Annotated in this window: 17 protein-coding genes; 14 read left to right on the plus strand and 3 right to left on the minus strand. The window is 72.2% G+C overall.

Features of this window, described 5'->3' with window-relative positions; genetic code table 11:
* The first annotated feature begins 118 nt into the window (after positions 1-118).
* The 9 genes from AB0F03_RS16140 to AB0F03_RS16180 all read left to right on the plus strand — a co-directional run bounded on the left by AB0F03_RS16140 (position 119) and on the right by AB0F03_RS16180 (position 8,352).
* The gene (locus AB0F03_RS16140) at positions 119-763 is read left to right on the plus strand and encodes an HAD family hydrolase (RefSeq protein ID WP_361991548.1); all 645 of its coding nucleotides are present in this window, start codon (positions 119-121) and stop codon (positions 761-763) included.
* A gap of 93 nt (positions 764-856) precedes the next feature.
* Positions 857-1,570, plus strand: a complete 714-nt coding sequence (locus tag AB0F03_RS16145) for a VC0807 family protein (protein ID WP_361991551.1) — start codon at positions 857-859, stop codon at positions 1,568-1,570.
* Between the two features lie 89 nt (positions 1,571-1,659).
* The gene (locus AB0F03_RS16150; protein WP_361991554.1) at positions 1,660-2,898 is read left to right on the plus strand and encodes an MFS transporter; all 1,239 of its coding nucleotides are present in this window, start codon (positions 1,660-1,662) and stop codon (positions 2,896-2,898) included.
* Positions 2,849-4,021: an acetoin utilization protein AcuC gene (locus tag AB0F03_RS16155; protein WP_361991557.1), complete on the plus strand. Its 1,173-nt coding sequence runs from the start codon at positions 2,849-2,851 to the stop codon at positions 4,019-4,021. The genes AB0F03_RS16150 and AB0F03_RS16155 overlap by 50 nt, the downstream gene beginning before the upstream one ends.
* A 612-nt stretch (positions 4,022-4,633) precedes the next feature.
* Positions 4,634-5,449: a phosphatase gene (locus AB0F03_RS16160; RefSeq protein WP_361991560.1), complete on the plus strand. Its 816-nt coding sequence runs from the start codon at positions 4,634-4,636 to the stop codon at positions 5,447-5,449.
* Positions 5,450-5,577: 128 nt separating this feature from the next.
* Entirely contained in the window at positions 5,578-5,790 is a 213-nt protein-coding gene (locus AB0F03_RS16165; protein WP_121791081.1) for a helix-turn-helix domain-containing protein, read from the plus strand.
* 135 nt (positions 5,791-5,925) lie between these two features.
* A complete protein-coding gene (locus tag AB0F03_RS16170; RefSeq protein ID WP_003948845.1) occupies positions 5,926-6,024 on the plus strand; it encodes an AURKAIP1/COX24 domain-containing protein in 99 nt (32 codons plus the stop codon).
* 184 nt (positions 6,025-6,208) lie between these two features.
* Entirely contained in the window at positions 6,209-7,270 is a 1,062-nt protein-coding gene (locus AB0F03_RS16175) for an NAD-dependent epimerase/dehydratase family protein (RefSeq protein ID WP_361991563.1), read from the plus strand.
* Positions 7,271-7,284: 14 nt separating this feature from the next.
* Positions 7,285-8,352 carry a lysophospholipid acyltransferase family protein gene (locus AB0F03_RS16180; protein WP_361991566.1) on the plus strand — a complete coding sequence of 356 codons (1,068 nt, stop codon included), beginning with the start codon at positions 7,285-7,287 and terminating at the stop codon, positions 8,350-8,352.
* Positions 8,353-8,438: 86 nt separating this feature from the next.
* Here the strand turns inward: AB0F03_RS16180 and AB0F03_RS16185 are convergent, their stop codons facing one another.
* The 3 genes from AB0F03_RS16185 to AB0F03_RS16195 form a co-directional block, all read right to left on the minus strand.
* A complete protein-coding gene (locus tag AB0F03_RS16185; protein WP_361991569.1) occupies positions 8,439-9,668 on the minus strand; it encodes a DUF5667 domain-containing protein in 1,230 nt (409 codons plus the stop codon).
* 234 nt (positions 9,669-9,902) lie between these two features.
* Positions 9,903-10,682: an ECF subfamily RNA polymerase sigma factor, BldN family gene (locus tag AB0F03_RS16190; RefSeq protein ID WP_361991572.1), complete on the minus strand. Its 780-nt coding sequence runs from the start codon at positions 10,680-10,682 to the stop codon at positions 9,903-9,905.
* A 399-nt stretch (positions 10,683-11,081) separates the two neighbouring features.
* Positions 11,082-12,011 carry an HAD-IB family hydrolase gene (locus AB0F03_RS16195; protein WP_361991576.1) on the minus strand — a complete coding sequence of 310 codons (930 nt, stop codon included), beginning with the start codon at positions 12,009-12,011 and terminating at the stop codon, positions 11,082-11,084.
* Positions 12,012-12,137: 126 nt separating this feature from the next.
* Here AB0F03_RS16195 and AB0F03_RS16200 point away from each other — a divergent pair, with 126 nt between their 5' ends.
* The 5 genes from AB0F03_RS16200 (at position 12,138) to AB0F03_RS16220 (ending at position 17,866) form a co-directional block, all read left to right on the plus strand.
* Entirely contained in the window at positions 12,138-12,410 is a 273-nt protein-coding gene (locus tag AB0F03_RS16200) for a glutaredoxin family protein (RefSeq protein WP_361991579.1), read from the plus strand.
* A gap of 281 nt (positions 12,411-12,691) precedes the next feature.
* The gene (locus tag AB0F03_RS16205; protein WP_361991582.1) at positions 12,692-13,456 is read left to right on the plus strand and encodes a redox-sensing transcriptional repressor Rex; all 765 of its coding nucleotides are present in this window, start codon (positions 12,692-12,694) and stop codon (positions 13,454-13,456) included.
* Positions 13,453-15,156 (plus strand): glutamyl-tRNA reductase, encoded by a 1,704-nt coding sequence (locus AB0F03_RS16210; RefSeq protein ID WP_361991585.1) that lies wholly within the window; start codon positions 13,453-13,455, stop codon positions 15,154-15,156. Before AB0F03_RS16205 ends, AB0F03_RS16210 begins: the two co-directional genes overlap by 4 nt.
* Positions 15,153-16,160 (plus strand): hydroxymethylbilane synthase, encoded by a 1,008-nt coding sequence (gene hemC, locus AB0F03_RS16215; RefSeq protein ID WP_361991588.1) that lies wholly within the window; start codon positions 15,153-15,155, stop codon positions 16,158-16,160. Before AB0F03_RS16210 ends, hemC begins: the two co-directional genes overlap by 4 nt.
* Entirely contained in the window at positions 16,157-17,866 is a 1,710-nt protein-coding gene (locus AB0F03_RS16220; protein ID WP_361991591.1) for a uroporphyrinogen-III synthase, read from the plus strand. Before hemC ends, AB0F03_RS16220 begins: the two co-directional genes overlap by 4 nt.
* Positions 17,867-17,991: the final 125 nt, after the last annotated feature.

The following is a 17,991-nucleotide window of genomic DNA, read 5'->3' on the forward strand; positions in this document are numbered from 1 at the left end:
ATGGTACTGCAGGGGGGACCCTGTGGGAGAGTAGGACACCGCCGAACAATCTTTGGGAAAACCCCCGCATCTTCGATGCGGGGGTTTTCTGCGTTGTGGGTCCTTTAGTGTCGGTGCCATGCGCTATGAACTCGTCATCTTCGACAACGACGGTGTCCTCGTCGACAGCGAGCCGATATCCAACCGGCACCTGGCCGCCTATCTGACCGAGCTGGGCCATCCCACCTCGTACGCGGACTCCGTCCGGGACTACATGGGGTCGGCGATGCACCGGATCCATGAGCTGGTCCTGGAGCGGACGGGACAGCGGCTGCCGGACGACTTCGACGACGTCTTCCACGCCCGGGTCTTCGCCGCGTTCGAGCGGGAGCTCCAGCCCGTGGCCGGGGTGGCCGACGTGCTGGAGAAGCTGGCCGCGGAGGAGGTGCCGTACTGCGTGGCCTCCTCCGGGAGCCATGCGCGGATCCGGGTGGGGCACCGGGTGACCGGGCTCGACCGGTGGTTCGAGGAGAGCAGGATCTTCAGCTCACAGGACGTGGGGCGCGGGAAACCGGCACCCGACCTGTTTCTGCACGCCGCCGAGCGGATGGGTGTGAACCCCGGGCGGTGTGTGGTCGTGGAGGACTCCCCGCTGGGCGTGCAGGCCGCCGTCGCGGCCGGTATGGACGTGTACGGGTTCACCGCCATGACGCCGGCGGAGCGGCTCGCGGGCGCGCAGCGGCTCTTCACCGACATGGGCGAGCTGGCTGACCTGCTGATATGACCGCCGCCATCGGCCCGCACCTGACATCTGTCATGCGGACCACCGGACGATCGGTTCTACTGCCGGACCCCTCCCGGCGGCGAAGCTGAGGGCATGACGAAGAAGACGGGGAACCAGGTCCAGAACCCGAGCGTGCTGGACAACTTCAAGCCGCTGCTCATCGACGTGGCGGTGCCGCTCGGCTCGTACTACGTCTTCAAGGACGCCTTCGGGATGAGCACGTTCGCGGCGCTCGCCTGGAGCAGCGTGGTGCCGGCGGTGCGGACCGGGTGGAGCCTGGTCAGGGACGGCAGGACCAACGGCCTGGCGGGTCTCATCCTCGTCGTGAACGTGGTCTCGCTGCTGCTGAGTTTCGTCTCGGGCGATCCGCGGCTGATGCTCGCCAAGGACAGCGGTGTCAGCAGCACGGTGGCCATCGGCATCCTGGTCTCCGTGGCCCTGGGGAAGCCCATGATGACCGCGGGGATGAAGCCCTTCCTCGTCAAGGGCGACGCGGTCAAGGAAGCGGCCTGGCAGCGGCTGGCGTCCGGCGCGGCGGCCGGGTCTGCGGACTTCCGCCGTAAGGAGAAGGCGTTCTCGGTCGTCTGGGGTGTGGTGCTGCTCGCGGAGTGCGTCGCGCGGTTCGTGGGCGCCTACACCATCCCGGTGGACACGATGGTGTGGCTCGGCGGTGTCTTCCTGATGGTCGCCATGGTGATCGGCTTCGTGGTCAGCGGTGGGCTGGCGGTCGGGCCGATGGAGCGGATGCTCGCGGACGAGGTGGCCGCCGGCCGAGCCGAGCGTCCCGCGGTGACCGTCGCCGCCTGACCACCGGCCGGGTGGACAGGCGAAGTTGAGGGAAACTCACCTTTGGCTGGATCTACCCACGGGTAGCCCGGGGCCCTACGCTCGCCGCCATGACTGATGTGCTGCGGCGCGGCAGGGCCTCGCTGGCGTTCGGGTTCTTCGCCCAGGGTGTCGCCTTCGCCCTGCTCGTGACGCGCATCCCGGCAGTCCAGGACCGGTACGGCGTCTCCGACGCGCTGCTGCCGCTGTTCCTGGCCGCCGTACCGGTGCTCGCCGGAGCCGGCAGCGTGGCCACCGAGCATCTGGTGAAGCGGGTGCCGCCCAGCCGGCTGTTGCGCTGGTCCCAGCCGGTGGTGCTGCTGGGGCTGCTCGGTGTCGGGGCGGGCGGGGTGGGACAGCTGGCCGCGCTGGCGGTGGCGCTGGGCGTCTTCGGCCTGGCGGTGGGGGCGCTGGACGCTTCCATGAACATGCTCGGGGTCAGCCTCCAGCGCTCGTACGGGCGGAGCATCATGCTCAGCTTCCACGCCGCGTACAGCCTGGGCGGGATCGTCGGGGCGTCGCTGGCGTGGGCGGGCGCGCACTGGCATCTCGCGTTGTGGGTGTCGTACCTGCCGGTCGTGGCCGTCCTGCTGCCGGCGGTGCTGGTGGGGAGCCGCTGGTACGTCGACGCGGGCGACGCGGGTGCCACGGGTGCCGTGCCCGGCGGGGGTGAGGCGGCGGGCGGGGGCGGGACGCTCGTATTCCGGCTGCTGCTGCCGCTGTGTCTGGTGATGACCTTCGCCTATATCGGGGACTCGACGGTCTCCAACTGGAGCGCGAAGTATCTGAAGGACGTGCTGGGCAGCTCCGAGCAGCTGGCGACGGTGCCGTACAACGTGTACATGGTGACGACGCTGCTGGGGCGGACCATCGGGGACTTCGGGGTACGGCGGTTCGGGGCCGCGGCGGTCGTACGGCTCGGGGCGGTGGTGGCGGCCGGCGGGTTCGCGGTGGTGGCCTCGGCGTCCGGGGCGTGGGCCGGGATGCTCGGGTTCACCCTGCTGGGGCTGGGTCTGTGTGTCCTGGTGCCGCAGACGTTCGCGGCGGCCGGGCGGTTGTTCTCGGGGGCCTCGGACGCGGCGGTCGCCCGGCTGAACGTCTTCAACTACGTGGGTTTCCTTGTCGGTTCGCCGTTGGTGGGCGCGCTCGGGGACGCGTGGAGCTACCGGGGTGCCATGCTCGTGCCGATGGTGTTGGTACTGGTGACGCTCGGGTACGCCAGGTCGTTCGCGGCTCAACCGGACCGATACGGTGGCGGGCATGAGCGGCCGCGCACAGCTGATGTGGGACGAGGCAGTAACGGGCTATGACTTCGGCCCGGGTCATCCGATGGATCCGGTCCGGCTGGCGCTGACCCGGAAACTGGTCGGCGCCTTCGGGCTCGACCGGGAGCTGGAGATCGTCGCGGCCAAGCCGGCCGGCGAGTCGACGCTCCGGCTGGTCCACCGGGAGGACTACATCGAGGCCGTGAAGGCCGTGTCCGCGGATCCGGACGGGGCCGACGGGTCGTACGGGCTCGGTACGCCCGACGATCCCGCGTTCGCCGGGATGCACGAGGTCTCCGCGCTGATCGCCGGGCAGTCGGTCGGGGCGGCGGAGGCGGTGTGGCGCGGCGACGCCGACCACGCCGTGAACTTCGCGGGCGGCCTGCACCACGCGATGCCGGGCGGCGCGTCCGGGTTCTGCATCTACAACGACGCCTCGCTGGCGATCGCGCGGCTGCTGGAACTGGGCGCCGAGCGGGTCGCCTACGTGGACGTGGACGTGCATCACGGGGACGGGGTGCAGGCCGCGTTCTGGGAGGACCCGCGGGTGCTGACCATCTCGCTGCACGAGCATCCCCGGACGCTGTTCCCGCAGACCGGGTGGCCCGAGGAGACCGGGGCGGGCGCGGGCGAGGGGACCGCGGTGAACGTGGCGCTGCCGGCCGGGACCGGGGACGCGGGGTGGGTGCGCGCGTTCCACGCGGTGGTGCCGGAGCTGGTGGCCGGGTTCCGGCCGCAGGTGATCGTCTCCCAGCACGGGGCCGACACGCACTTCGAGGATCCGCTGGCGCACCTCGCCGTCTCGCTGGACGCCCAGCGGGCCGTGCAGACGGCGTGTCACGAGCTGGCGCACCGTCACGCGGACGGCAAGTGGGTCGCGCTCGGTGGGGGCGGGTACGCGGTGGTGGACGTCGTACCGCGGTCGTGGACGCACCTGGTGGGGATCGCCGCCGGCAAGCCGGTGGCCCCGGAGGCGATGATTCCCGAGGAATGGCGGCAGGACGTGTTCGCGCGGACGCGGCAGTCGGGGCCGCGGCGGATGACGGACGGGCTGTGGCCGGTGGGATACGGCGACTGGGAGGCGGGCTACGACCCCGCCGACCGCGTCGACCAGGCGGTACTGGCGACCCGGCGAGCGGTCTTCCCCCTCCGGGGCCTCCTGCCCTGACCGGACCGCCGGAGTGCCGCCCCGGCGCCCCTGAGGGCCCCCGGCCAACGCCCCGACAGGCCCCCGGAGGGGGCGCCTGCCGCTTCGGGAAGGCGCGGGGAGTGAGCCGGCCCGCCACCCCTGAGAGGGCCCGGCACCTCCGCCCGGCCGCCGTCCCCGGGACGGCGCCGGAGACTGTGCCTGCCCGCCGTTCCTGGAAGCGCCCTGGGGTGCGCCCGCCCGCCTCGCCGGGGAGCGCGCGCCGCGCGGTTCGCTCGGTTGCCCGCCCCCTGGGAGGGCCCGGAGTTCCGCCCGGCCACCGCTCCTCCGGGAGAGCCCGGAGGCTCCGCCTTCCTGCTCCCTCCCTGGAAGGCCGCTGCCCGGGTCGCCCGGTCGGTCGCCGGAGCTGTGGCCGGGCGTCGCCCCCTCTGACGGACCCGGCGGCTTCGCCCGGTCGCCGCTGCCGGGAGGACCCGGGGGCTTCGCTCGGCCGTCCCCCTGCGCGGGTGGCGCGGGGTTCGCCTGCTCCCTCGTCACGGGGAGGCGGCGGAGGTCGGCTCCGGCTTGGGCCGAGTGTGCGGAGTTCGTCGGTTCTCGTCCGCGCCGGGTCCCCGATGCGTCACCATCGCACCCGTGTCGACCTCTGCCCGCCTCCGTGCGCATCTGCTGGCCGTCCGGCTGGCCGGGGTGGTGGCCACCTCGCGGGAGAACAGCCTGCGGAGCTACCGGTTGTTCGCCGCCCGGGACCCGCGGGTGCTGATCGGACTCGTCCCCGAGGGGGCCTGGGGGCAGCGGGACGTGCTCGCGCTGATGGCGGAGAAGTGCGGGGTGTGCGCCGACCCCCGGCACACGTCCGGGCCGGACGTGATCGACCCGGAGCGGACGCTGGCCGCGCTGGACGCCTTCGCGGGCCGGCTCGGGGAGGCGGCCCGGCGGGGCGCGCCCGTGCTGTTCGGCACCGGGCACCCGCAGCGGCTGCTCGGTTTCTACGCCGCGCTGGCGGACGCTCTCTCGGCGGCGGGATGTGAGGTACTCACCCCGGCGCAGGGTCGCTGTGTCGACATATTGACCCGGTTCGGTCTACGCACCCATCGTCTCGACTACGTACGAGGGGTTGCCCTGGTGCGGGAACCGGCGGGCGAGCGCCCCGGTGGTGAGCCGGGTGTCCACAGCCACTCCCCGCTCCCGGTTCGGGTCGCGCTGGAGGCCGCCGCGGAGGCCGGCGGGCCGCTGCCCGAACTGGTCGTCGGGGACCACGGATGGGTCTGCGGCGCTGGTCAACTGGGGTTCGAGGCCATCGGACTGGCCGACACCGACGATCCCGCGCTGTTCGTGGGGGAGGCCGAGGGGCGGGTGTCCGTCGCCGTTCCGGTTGACGACGCCGTACGGTCTGCTCACTACCGGCCGCTGACCCGCTACGTACTCAATCGGGCATGTCTGTCACAGTAGCCGCCGATGGGTGCACCTCTTCCCCACTCGCATCACCCGCCCCTAGTCTGGGGAGTGAGCACGCAGCGACGAAGAGTCACCGGAAGGGGAAGCCGGTGACCGTCGAGTGCGGAAGGTGCAGGTGTGTCATGGCCGCAGCTGGCGAGAGGCCTCTGAACGAGGTCCAGTTCCTTACCGTGGCGGAGGTCGCCTCGGTGATGCGAGTGTCGAAGATGACCGTGTACCGTCTGGTGCACAGTGGTCATCTGCCCGCGATCAGGGTGGGGCGGTCCTTCCGCGTCCCCGAACAAGCGGTACACGAGTACCTCCGCGACAGCTACGTGGGGGTGGAGACGGCCTGACGGCGACGCCCGGGTGTGATGCCCGGGAACCCTCGATTACGACCTCGGCGCTCGGTTGGGTAGGCTGGCCCCTCGTAGGTCGTGTGGGCCCATGGCGCCCAACAACCGAGTCATGAGAAGTGAGCGAGGGTAGTCGTGGGCTCTGTTATCAAGAAGCGGCGCAAGCGGATGGCCAAGAAGAAGCACCGCAAGCTGCTGAAGCGCACGCGTGTGCAGCGTCGCAACAAGAAGTAGGCGACGCGCGAGAGCGTGACTCTGTGGCCCCCCATCAGTCCTGGTGGGGGGCCACAGGCGTCCGCGGACGGGGGAAAATCCGTCACCTCGCGCATCGGGGGTCGTCACAGCGCGACCATGACCCGCTAGGTTGGCCGCACGGGGGAACGCGGGATACCGGTACGCGGGAAGGAAGGCGCTGATCTTGGGAAAGGTCGTGCTCGTCACCGGAGTCGCCCGGCAACTGGGCGGCCGGTTCGTGCGGCGCGTCCAGCGGGACCCGGAGGTCGACCGGGTGATCGCCGTGGACGCGGTACCGCCGGCGCACCATCTGGGCGGAGCCGACTTCATCCAGGCCGACATCCGGCAGCCGACCATCGCCCGCGTGCTCGCCGAGACGGGCGCCGACACGGTCGTCCATCTGGACGTGACCGGCACGGCCCTGGGCGGCGGCAACCGGGCCACGGTCAAGGAGACCAACGTCATCGGCACCATGCAGCTGCTCGGCGCCTGCCAGAAGTCGCCGGCCGTGCAGCGCCTGGTGGTGAAGTCCAGTACGAACGTGTACGGGTCCGCGCCCCGGGACCCGGCCGTCTCCACCGAGACGACTCCGCCCAAGTCGCTGCCCAGCGGCGGCTTCGCCAAGGACGCCGTCGAGGTCGAGGGGTACGTGCGCGGGTTCGCGCGGCGGCGGCCGGACGTCGCCGTGTGCGTGCTGCGGTTCGCCAACATCCTCGGGCCGGCCGCGGACACCCCGCTCGCCTCGTACTTCGGACTGCCGGTGCTGCCGACGGTGTTCGGCTACGACCCGCGGCTCCAGTTCGCGCACGAGGACGACGTCATCGAGGTGCTGCGGATGGCCTCGCACGAACCGCGCCGGGGCACCCTCAACAGCGGCACGTTCAACATCGCCGGGGACGGCGTGCTGCTGCTCTCGCAGTGTTCGCGGCGGCTCGGGCGGCCCACCGTGCCGCTGCTGCTGCCCGCGGTCACCTGGGCCGGCTCCCTCGTCCGTACGCTGGGCATGACGGACTTCTCGCCGGAGCAGATCCGGCTGCTCACCCACGGGCGGGTGGTCGACACCGTCCAGATGCGCGAGACGCTGGGCTTCACGCCCCGGTACACGACGGCCGAGACGTTCGCGGACTTCGCGCGCGGCCAGGGCTCCGGGCTGCTGCCGCCGGAGGCCCTCGCGGGAGCGGTCGACCGGATCGCCGCGCTGACCGTGAGGGCGGGCGGCCACCTCCAGACGCACAGCGCCAACTGAGGAGCGCGACAACGATGGCGGACGCCAAGGTCATTCCGTTCGACGACGACCGGTCCCGCGGGGGCGCCGCGCAACGCCCGGCGCGGCGCCGCAGCGGGGCCGGCCGGCGCGGCACGCTCGGCGAGGCGGGCGGCGAGATCGGTGAGGTCCAGCCGCTGCCGGGCCGGGCACGGAAGCGGGACGACGGCCCTGTGAGCCCCGTGGAGGAGCCGGCCGAGCCGTCGGTCGGCGAGGGGCGGGACGGCGGCCTGGAGCGGCGTGTGGCGGCCGGACTGGCCTTTCTGCGGCGCCGGCTGACGGGGGAGTACGAGGTCGACGACTTCGGCTACGACGAGGAGCTGACCGACCAGGTCCTGATGTCGCTGCTGCGGCCCGTGTACGACAAGTACTTCCGGGTCGAGGTGAAGGGCATCGAGAACATCCCGGCCGAGGGCGGGGCGCTGATCGTCGCCAACCACTCCGGGACGCTGCCGCTCGACGGGCTGATGATGCAGGTCGCCGTGCACGACCACCACCCGGCCAACCGTCATCTGCGGCTCCTCGCCGCGGATCTGGTGTTCGTCCTGCCGGTGGTCAACGAGCTGGCCCGCAAGCTGGGGCACACGCTCGCCTGCGCGGAGGACGCGGAGCGGCTGCTGACGCAGGGCGAGCTGGTCGGGGTGATGCCGGAGGGCTTCAAGGGCATCGGCAAGCCGTTCAGCGAGCGGTACAAGCTCCAGCGGTTCGGCCGCGGCGGCTTCGTCTCCACCGCGCTGCGCCAGGGCGCGCCGATCATCCCCTGCTCGATCGTCGGGGCCGAGGAGATCTACCCGATGATCGGCAACGCCAGGACCCTGGCCAGGCTGCTGGGCATCCCGTACTTCCCGCTGACGCCGACGTTCCCCTGGCTGGGCCCGCTGGGCGCGGTCCCGCTCCCCACCAAGTGGACGATCCAGTTCGGCGAGCCGATCCCTACGGACGGCTATCCGCCGGAGGCCGCCGAGGACCCGATGCTGATGTTCAACCTGACCGACCAGGTCCGCGAACAGATCCAGCACACGCTCTACAAGCTTCTGGTGCAGCGCCGGTCGGTCTTCTTCTGACGGCGTTCTTCCGACATGCGGGTGGCCACGGTGGCGAGGGCGTCCCGCTCGGGAGGGACGCCCCCGCCACCGTGGCCGGGGAGGGGCTAGTCGGCGTTGCCGTTCTCGATGCCCAGGTCGGGCAGGAGACCCGGCAGGAGCGGGGGGATGGTGACGTCGGGGGCGCTGGTCGGCGGGGTGACGCTGGGCAGGGTGGTGCCGCCGGTCCCGGTCCTCGGCGGGTCGAGCAGTCCGCCCGTGTCGCCACCGATGAGGCCGTCGCCGCTGCTGCTGGCGGAGCCGCTCGGGGTGCCGGTGCGGGCGTGCTTGCCGGTGGACGGGGTGGTGCCGGTGGAGCTGGGCGCCGTCGACCGGTGACTGCCGGAGGAGCCGGTGGCTGCCGGGCCGGAGCCGTGCCGCCGCTTGCCGGTGCCGGGCTCGGCGGGCGGCTGCGGAAGCAGGGACTGGAGCGGCGCGACTTCCTGGTCTATGGCGTCGAAGACCGACGACACCTCCTGTTTGACGTCCCCGAGCTGCACGGGCAGCCTGTCGCTGAGCGCGGTCCAGACCTCGCGGTGGGACCGGGAGAACGTGGACAGTGCCTGGATCGGGCCGAGGGATCCGGGATCGGCCTCGTACGCCGCGTGGAGCAGGCGATGCCCCTCGGTGACGTCGTGCCGCATCCCGGACAGGGTGCGCCGGATCTCGCCGATGGACTCGTGGTCGAGATGGCCGCCCCGGCCGCGCTCCAGCAGCCGTCTGGCTTCGCCGAGCCGCGTGGAGGCCTGGTCGAGGTAGGTCTGGCCGCGCTGGTCGTTGCCGTCGGCCAGATAGTTGAGCTGGAAGTCCTCGATGCCGCGTTTCAGGCCGTACAGCGAGTCGCCGGGCAGGGCGTCGGAGCTGGCGGCGGCGACGCCGCCGAAGGCCCCGGCGGCCACGCCGACGCTCAGTCCGCCCGCCGCGAGGCCCTTGGTCAGTCTCGTACGCGGGCGGAGCTTGCCCAGTGGGCTCGCCCGGTGGGCGCCCTGGGCCCGGTGGGAGCGCTGTTCCGGTACCGACGCGTCCGCCCCGGTGCCCTCCTGGAGCATGGCCTCCATCGCGGCCACCAACTGGGCCCGTTGGACGACCTTGACCTCGGGGTCGAGCTGGGGCTTGGGCAGCGCGCCGAGACCCGCCGCCAGGGCCAGCAGCCGGCCCTGGTCGGTCTGTTCCTCGGCGGCCGGCGGTGTTTCCGCCGGTGCTGCGGACTGCTCGGCCGCCGTGTCCTGGTCGGACTGCTCCTCCACGGCCTGGGCGAAGGCGTTCGCCCGCCGGTGCGCCGATACGTTCGCGATCACTGGCGGCACCTCCTCTCGTCATGACGGTCGACTCCCCAGGGGGTCCTGAGGGTGCACGTCCGCGACCACATTCACGCGATCGAGCGATCAGGTGGGCCAGGACGTGACCACAGGGAGCCTGTATCCCGCACAACGACTGGCGCGGCACTTGGGTTACGGACGGCGGATGATCGGATCAGAAAGGCAACGCTCCTTCACGGACCGTGAGTTGAGCATCGCCCGGCCTGGCACGGCTCAGCGGGCGTCGTCCGGCAGCAGCCGGGCGAGGGTGCGGACGGCGCGGTACTGGAGGGTCTTGATCGCGCCCTCGTTCTTGCCCATGACGCGGGCGGTCTCGGCGACCGACAGGCCCTGGAGGAAGCGGAGCGTCACGCACTCCTGCTGCTGGGGGTTGAGCCGCCGTACGGCGTCGAGCAGGGCGGCATTGGACAGGGACTCCAGGACGGAGTCCTCCGGGGAGCGCTCGACCTCGTTGGCGTCGAGCATCTCGCCGGTGGTGATCTCCAGCCGGAAGCGGCTGGACTTGAAGTGGTCGGCGACGAGGTTCCGGGCGATCGTGACCAGCCAGGCGCCGAAGTCGCGGCCCTGCCAGGTGAACGTGCCGATCCTGCGCAGCGCCCGCAGAAAGGTCTCACTGGTGAGGTCCTCCGCGGTCGCCCGGCCGCCGACGCGGTAGTAGATGTACCGGTAGACGGTGTCGCTGTACTGGTCGTACAGCCGTCCGAAGGCCTCGGCCTCCCCGGCCTGGGCGCGTTCGACCAGGTCCATCATCCGGGCGCTGTCGCTGTCGGCGGCAGGGCGGCGGGCGGTGGCCGCGCCGGTGGCACGCCCTCGTCTGCCGACGGCGGCGCCGCCGTCGGCCAGTGCGTAGCACGGGCCCAGGGGCGCGGCGGCGGCGAAGGCGGGGACGGCGTACGCGGTGGGGACATGGCCGCGCAGCGTCTCTTTGACCGTCGCGATCATTGCGCGCAGCGTAGCCAGGCCCGAGGCGTCAACCCCGACGTGTGGGTACACGGGACTCCCAGAGGCAGAGCTTCCATCACGTGCAGTGCGGGACCGTTCACCCGTCGTAGCGACGGAGGGGTACCGGATTGCGTCTGAGGAGAATAACGCTTCGTACAGGCCCTGCTACACCGAGTTGCTCAAACTATCGATTGCGTTGCTTCCGTAACCGATTGACGCCCTATCGCGTGCCACAGAGTGATCGGTTCATGAACGGATCGGGGTGCATTCTGGTGAAGTACGGGACGAGTTGAAGTGGCCGCGGCATAATCCTGGGCGCGCGGGACCGCGGCTCGCGGGGCCCTCGGACGGGGCGGCATGGCGTGACCGGCCTGGTGGGGACCGTGGCCGGGGCGGGCGGCGCTGCTGCCGCGGCGCCGTGGAGGTGCCGTGCGCCCCGCGGGGGCGTGGTTATCGGCGCCGTCGGCTCAGAGCGATCGCGGCGGCGGTACCGCCGGCGACCGCGCCGACGCCGGCCGCGGCCGGGATGCCGACCTTGGCCGCCTTGCGGCCCGTGCGGTAGTCGCGCAGGCGCCAGTCCTGCTCGCGGGCGTGCCTGCGGAGCTTGGCGTCCGGGTTGATGGCGTAGGGGTGGCCCACCAGGGACAGCATCGGGATGTCGTTGTGGCTGTCGCTGTAGGCGGCGCAGCGGGTGAGGTCCAGGCCCTCCGCCGAGGCCAGCGCGCGCACCGCCTCCGCCTTGGCCGGGCCGTGCAGCGGCTCGCCGACCAGCTTGCCGGTGTAGACGCCGTCGACCGACTCCGCGACCGTGCCGAGCGCGCCGGTCAGGCCGAGGCGCCGGGCGATGACCTGGGCGATCTCGACGGGGGCCGCGGTGACCAGCCACACCTTCTGGCCGGCGTCCAGGTGGGCCTGGGCGAGGGCGCGGGTGCCGGGCCAGATGCGGTCGGCCATGTACTCGTCGTAGATCTCCTCGCCGATCGTCTCCAGCTCGGCGACCCGGTGGCCCTTGACGATGGACAGGGCCGAGTCGCGGGCCTCCTGCATGTGCTCGGGGTCCTCGACGCCGGCCAGCCGGAACCACGCCTGCTGCCAGGCGAACCTGGCCAGGTCGCGGGTCTCGAAGAACTTCCGCTTGTACAGCCCCCGGCCGAAGTGGAACAGGGCGGCGCCCTGCATCACCGTGTTGTCGAGGTCGAAGAAGGCGGCGGCCTTGTCGTCGCCGATGACCGGGAACACCGGTTCCTCCGGCGCGGCCCGCGCGATCCCCTGGGCTTCCTGCGTGGACTTGCGGGCAGCCTCCGCCGAGGCCTCGCCTGCCAACACGCTCCGCGCCGTGGCGGAGCGCCTACGGGAAGTGAGCCATCCGAGAGCGGCCATGACGTGAGCATAGCCAGTCCGTTCGGCGGTTCCGGAGCGGAGCGGGTGGGGGCGGGTGAACTCTGCGCGACCGGGCCGTGCGCCGGGCGATCCGGAACGGGCGCGGAGCGAGCGAGAATGGCCCGTATGAGCGCCCTTTTCCGACGTAGGACAGAACCCCGTGAGCGGCGGGTGACCCTCGTCCGCAAGCCCGGCTGCCATCTGTGCGACGACGCGCAGCTGGTGGTCGAGAAGGTGTGCGGCGAGCTGGGCGTGCCGTGGGAGTCCAGGGACATCACCGGGGACGCGGAGCTGCACGCCCGGTACTGGGAGCAGATCCCGGTCGTCCTGATCGACGGTGAACAGCACACCTTCTGGCGGGTGGACGAGGAGCGGCTGCGCCGGGCACTGACCGGGTAGTCCGAAGTGGCCGAAAAGTTCGCTTAGGATCGATGGCGGTCTGGTCTCGGGGGCGGGATTCGTGAGGAGAGTGTGCGGTTTTGCCCCCAGTAACGAAGGAACGTCGGTGCGTGTGCGCCGGTTCCCGGCGAGGGCGTGAGGGGCGCGTGACCCCGGTCACTTCTGCCGGGCAAATCGGACACCATCTTTGTGCACGCGTTCACAAAGACATAGCCTGCTGTCGACGGGGCGGTCTGGTGACGTATGACCGCCTACAGCCCCGCTCTACCCGCAGGAGCACCGTGGCAACTGGCCGAACACACCGACCGGCGACCCGTAGCCGAGGGATTCCCGAGGCCACCGTCGCCCGGCTTCCGCTGTACCTCCGAGCGCTGACCGGACTGTCGGAGCGCTCGGTCCCCACGGTCTCCTCCGAGGAGCTGGCCGCGGCGGCGGGGGTCAACTCCGCCAAGCTGCGCAAGGACTTCTCGTACCTGGGCTCCTACGGAACGCGCGGTGTCGGTTACGACGTGGAGTATCTCGTCTACCAGATCTCCCGCGAACTCGGCCTCACCCAGGACTGGCCGGTTGTCATCGTCGGCATCGGTAACCTCGGCGCCGCCCTCGCCAACTACGGCGGCTTCGCCTCCCGCGGCTTCCGGGTGGCCGCGCTCATCGACGCCGACCCGGCGATGGCCGGAAAGCCGGTGGCGGGCATCCCGGTGCAGCACACCGACGAGCTCGAGAAGATCATCAAGGACAACGGGGTCTCCATCGGCGTCATCGCCACCCCGGCCGGCGCCGCCCAGCAGGTCTGCGACCGGCTCGTGGCCGCCGGCGTCACGTCCATCCTGAACTTCGCGCCGACCGTGCTGTCCGTCCCGGACGGCGTCGACGTGCGCAAGGTCGACCTCTCCATCGAGCTTCAGATCCTCGCCTTCCACGAGCAGCGCAAGGCCGGCGAGGAGACCGCCGCCGGCGACGGCGCCCGGCCCGCCGCCACCACCCGTGACGCTTCCGCCGACCAGGGGCCCGACGGGGACGTACCCGCCGTGATGCCGGCATGAGTCTGCTCGTCGTCGGGCTGAGCCACCGCAGCGCCCCGGTCAGCGTCCTCGAACGGGCCGCGCTGAGCACGGACGCCCAGGTGAAGCTCTTGCAGGACACGGTGGCCGCCGAACCGGCCACCGAGGCCGCGGTGCTCGCCACCTGCAACCGCATCGAGCTGTACGCCGACGTGGACAAGTTCCACGCCGGTGTCGCCGAGCTGTCCACGCTGCTCGCCCAGCACAGCGGCGTCGGCCTGGAGGAACTGACCCCCTACCTCTACGTGCACTACGAGGACCGGGCCGTCCACCACCTGTTCTCGGTGGCCTGCGGCCTGGACTCGATGGTCGTCGGCGAGGGGCAGATCCTCGGCCAGATCAAGGACTCCCTGGCCCGCGCCCAGGACCTGCACACCGCCGGCAGGCTGCTGAACGACCTGTTCCAGCAGGCCCTGCGGGTCGGCAAGCGCGCCCACTCCGAGACCGGCATCGACCGCGCCGGGCAGTCCCTGGTCACCTTCGGCCTGGAGCAGCTGGCCGCGGGCGGTGCCGTGCCGGACTGGGCGGCGGGCCGCAGGGCGCTGGTCATCGGCGCCGGGTCGATGTCCTCGCTGGCCGCCGCCACGCTCGCGCGCGCCGGAGTCGCCGAGATCGTCGTCGCCAACCGCACCCTCGAGCGCGCCGAGCGGCTCGCGCTCCTGCTCGCGGAGCACCACGGACAGCGCCCCAGCGGGGGCGAGGCCGCCGTGACGACGCGCGCGGTGCCGATGGAGGCCGTACGGGACGAGCTGACACGTGCCGACGTCGTCGTCTCCTGTACCGGGGCGACGGGTCTGGTGCTCACGGCGGAGACGGTCGCGCAGGCGGTCGAGGGACGCACCGGGCAGCCGGCCGTCGCCCACACCGCCCACCCGGCCGGGAAGGCCGGCAACGCCAGGGTCTCGCCGTCCGCCGGCGCCGACGACAACTGCCCGCTCGACCTGGCCGCCGTGCAGCCCGGCTTCTCCGTCATGGGCGAGGCCGCCGTGGCCGGCCTGGACGCGGCCACCCTGGAGCAGCACGCGGCCTGGGTGGACAACGGGGTCCTGGACCGCCGGGAGCGCCGTACGCCCGAGGCGGACGCCGAGCTGATCACCGCGCTCGCCGCGACCGTCGCCACCGGCGCCCGGATCCCCGAGCGGCGCAGGCCCGAGCCGCCCGCCGAGCGGCCGGCCCCCTTCCTCTTCCTCCTCGACCTGGCCATGCCCCGCGACATCGACGCGGCCGTGCACCGGCTGGCCGGGGTGCGCCTGGTGGACATCGAGTCGCTGGCGGAGGCGTCCGCCGACGCGCCGATGGCGGCTGACGTCGACCAGGTACGGCGTATCGTCTCCGACGAGGTGGCGGCCTTCGGTGCGGCCCAGCGGGCGGCGCACATCACGCCGACCGTGGTGGCACTGCGCACCATGGCCGCCGACGTCGTCGCCGGCGAGATCGCGCGGCTCGACGGCCGCCTGCCCGACCTGGACGAACGCCAGCGCGGAGAGATCCGGCAGGCCGTGCACCGGGTCGTCGACAAGCTGCTGCACGCGCCGACGGTACGGGTCAAGCAGCTCGCGGCCGAGCCCGGCGGCGCCGGGTACGCGGACGCGCTGCGCACCCTGTTCGACCTCGACCCCGAGACGGTCGCCGCCGTCTCCCGGGCCGGGGACAGCACAGACACGAAGGGCCGACCGGCATGACTGAGAAGGCTTTGCGGCTGGGGACGAGGCGGAGCAAGCTCGCCATGGCCCAGTCCGGGCAGGTGGCTCAGGCCGTCCGCCAGGTGACCGGGCGGCCCGTCGAACTGGTCGAGATCACCACGTACGGCGACACCTCCCGTGAGCACCTGGCGCAGATAGGCGGCACGGGCGTCTTCGTGACGGCGCTGCGCGACGCGCTGCTGCGGGGTGAGGTCGACTTCGCGGTGCACTCGCTGAAGGACCTGCCGACCACGCAGCCCGAGGACCTGGTCCTGGCCGCCGTACCGGTGCGCGAGGACCCCCGGGACGTGATCGTGGCGCGTGACGCCCTCAAGTTCACCGACCTCCCGCGCGGTGCGCGCATCGGCACCGGTGCGCCGCGCCGCATGGCGCAGCTCAACGCGTACGCCCGAGCCCACGGCCTGGACATCGAGACCGTCCCGATCCGCGGCAACGTCGACACGCGGATCGGATACGTCCACGCCGGTGAGCTGGACGCGGTCGTGCTGGCCGCCGCCGGACTGAACCGGATCGGCCGGATCGACGAGGTGACCGACTTCCTGTCGGTCGACACGATTCTGCCCGCCCCCGGCCAGGGGGCACTGGCGATCGAGTGCAGGGCGGGGACCACCGCCCACGACGCCGCACTCGTCGCCGCGCTCGGCGAGCTGGACGACCCGTTCACGCGGGCCGCCGTCACCGCCGAACGCTCACTGCTCGCCGCCCTGGAGGCCGGCTGCAGCGCCCCTGTGGGCGCGCTGGCCGACCTTCCCCCACTCTCGGCTCCGCTCGAGCGGGGGGACCCCAAGGCCGACGGGCGGATTGTCAACGAAATGCGCCTGCGCGGTGTGGTCGGCACGACCGACGGCACTCGCATGGTGCAGCTGTCCACCACCGGTCCCGTGCCCCAGACGCACGACCGGGCGACGGCACTCGGGCGCGAACTCGCCACCGAGATGCTCGCCCAGGGTGCGGCCGGTCTGATGGGGGAGCGAGCACGATGAGCCCCACGACCCTTCCCGCCGGCCTGGAACACGGTCACGTCACCTTCCTCGGTGCCGGACCCGGGGATCCGGGACTGCTGACTCTGCGCGCCGTGGAGGCGCTGTCGCACGCGGATGTCCTGGTCGCCGAGCACGAGGTGCTCGATGTGATCCGGACGCACGCGCGGCAGGGCGTCTCGGTGGTGGAAACGAACGCGGAACCCTCCTCGGTCTCACCGCCGGGCACGGGCACGCCGCAGCTCACGGTCGTTGACGGCACGTCAACAGCGGCCACGGTCCCGTCTCCTGCCCGGGATGCCGTCCATCTTGTCATGGAGGCCGCACGGGGCGGCAGGCGGGTCGTCCGTGCGGTGCCCGGGGACCCGGGACTTGATACGTACGCCGCGGAGGAAATGCTCGCCTGCGCCGCCGCCGGGGTGCCCTTCGAGGTCGTCCCCGGTGTCGCCGCCGTGGTCGGTGTGCCCGCGTACGCCGGTGTGCCGCTGCGGGACGCCGACGGCGCGGACGTCCGGTTCGTGGACGCCCGGACCGCCTCCGACCGCTGCTGGACGGAGGTGGGTGCCTCGGACGGCACGGTGGTCGTCTCGACGACCCTGGACTCCGTGTCCGTGGCGGCCGGCGAGCTGGTCGCGGCGGGCCGCAAGCCGGACACCCCGCTGACGGTGACGATCGCGGGTACGACGACCCGTCAGCGGACGTGGACGGCGACGCTCGGCACGGTCGCGCAGACGCTGAAGCAGGCGAAGGTGCTGCCGTCGCCGGACGGCGGCCGGCCGGTGATAGCCGTGGTCGGTGAGCGTTCCGCCGCCGCCCGGCGCGACCAGCTGTCGTGGTTCGAGTCCAAGCCGCTGTTCGGCTGGAAGGTGCTCGTGCCGCGGACGAAGGAACAGGCGGCGTCGCTCTCCGACCAGCTGCGGTCCTACGGTGCCGTGCCGCACGAGGTGCCGACGATCGCCGTCGAGCCGCCGCGCACGCCCCAGCAGATGGAACGTGCCGTCAAGGGTCTGGTGACCGGACGGTACGAATGGATCGCCTTCACGAGCGTGAACGCCGTCAAGGCCGTCCGGGAGAAGTTCGAGGAGTACGGGCTCGACGCGCGGGCCTTCGCGGGCATCAAGGTGGCCGCGGTGGGCGAGCAGACCGCCAGGGCGCTGGTCGCCTTCGGCGTGAAGCCGGACCTGGTGCCGAGCGGGGAGCAGTCGGCGGCGGGTCTGCTGGAGGACTGGCCGCCGTACGACCCGGTGTTCGACCCGATCGACCGGGTGTTCCTGCCGCGGGCGGACATCGCCACGGAGACGCTGGTGGCCGGGCTGATCGAGCTGGGCTGGGAGGTGGACGACGTCACGGCCTACCGGACCGTGCGCGCGTCGCCGCCGCCGGCGGAGACCCGGGAGGCGATCAAGGGCGGCGGCTTCGACGCGGTGCTGTTCACCTCGTCGTCCACCGTGCGGAACCTGGTCGGCATCGCCGGCAAGCCCCACAACGTCACCGTGATCGCGTGCATCGGCCCGGCCACGGCCAAGACCGCCGAGGAGCACGGGCTGCGGGTGGACGTGATGGCTCCGGAGCCGTCCGTGCACAAGCTGGCCGAGGCGCTGGCCGAGTTCGGCATGCGCCGTCGCGCGGCGGCCCTGGAGGCCGGGGACCCGGTGACCCGGCCGAGCGAGCGCCGGCCCGGTGCGCGCAGGCGCCGCTCGACCACCTGAGGCACGGCCTGTCGCCCCCGTTCCCCTGTCTCCTGCCGGCCCGGTCGGCAGGAGACAGGGGAACGGGGGCCTTCCCGTCCGACGCCCCGTCGGCAAAGGCACGGGTCCGGCGGGCGTAGCGTAGA

The sequence above is a fragment of the Streptomyces sp. NPDC028722 genome (assembly GCF_040637655.1).
In the GTDB taxonomy this organism is placed as follows: Bacteria; Actinomycetota; Actinomycetes; order Streptomycetales; family Streptomycetaceae; genus Streptomyces.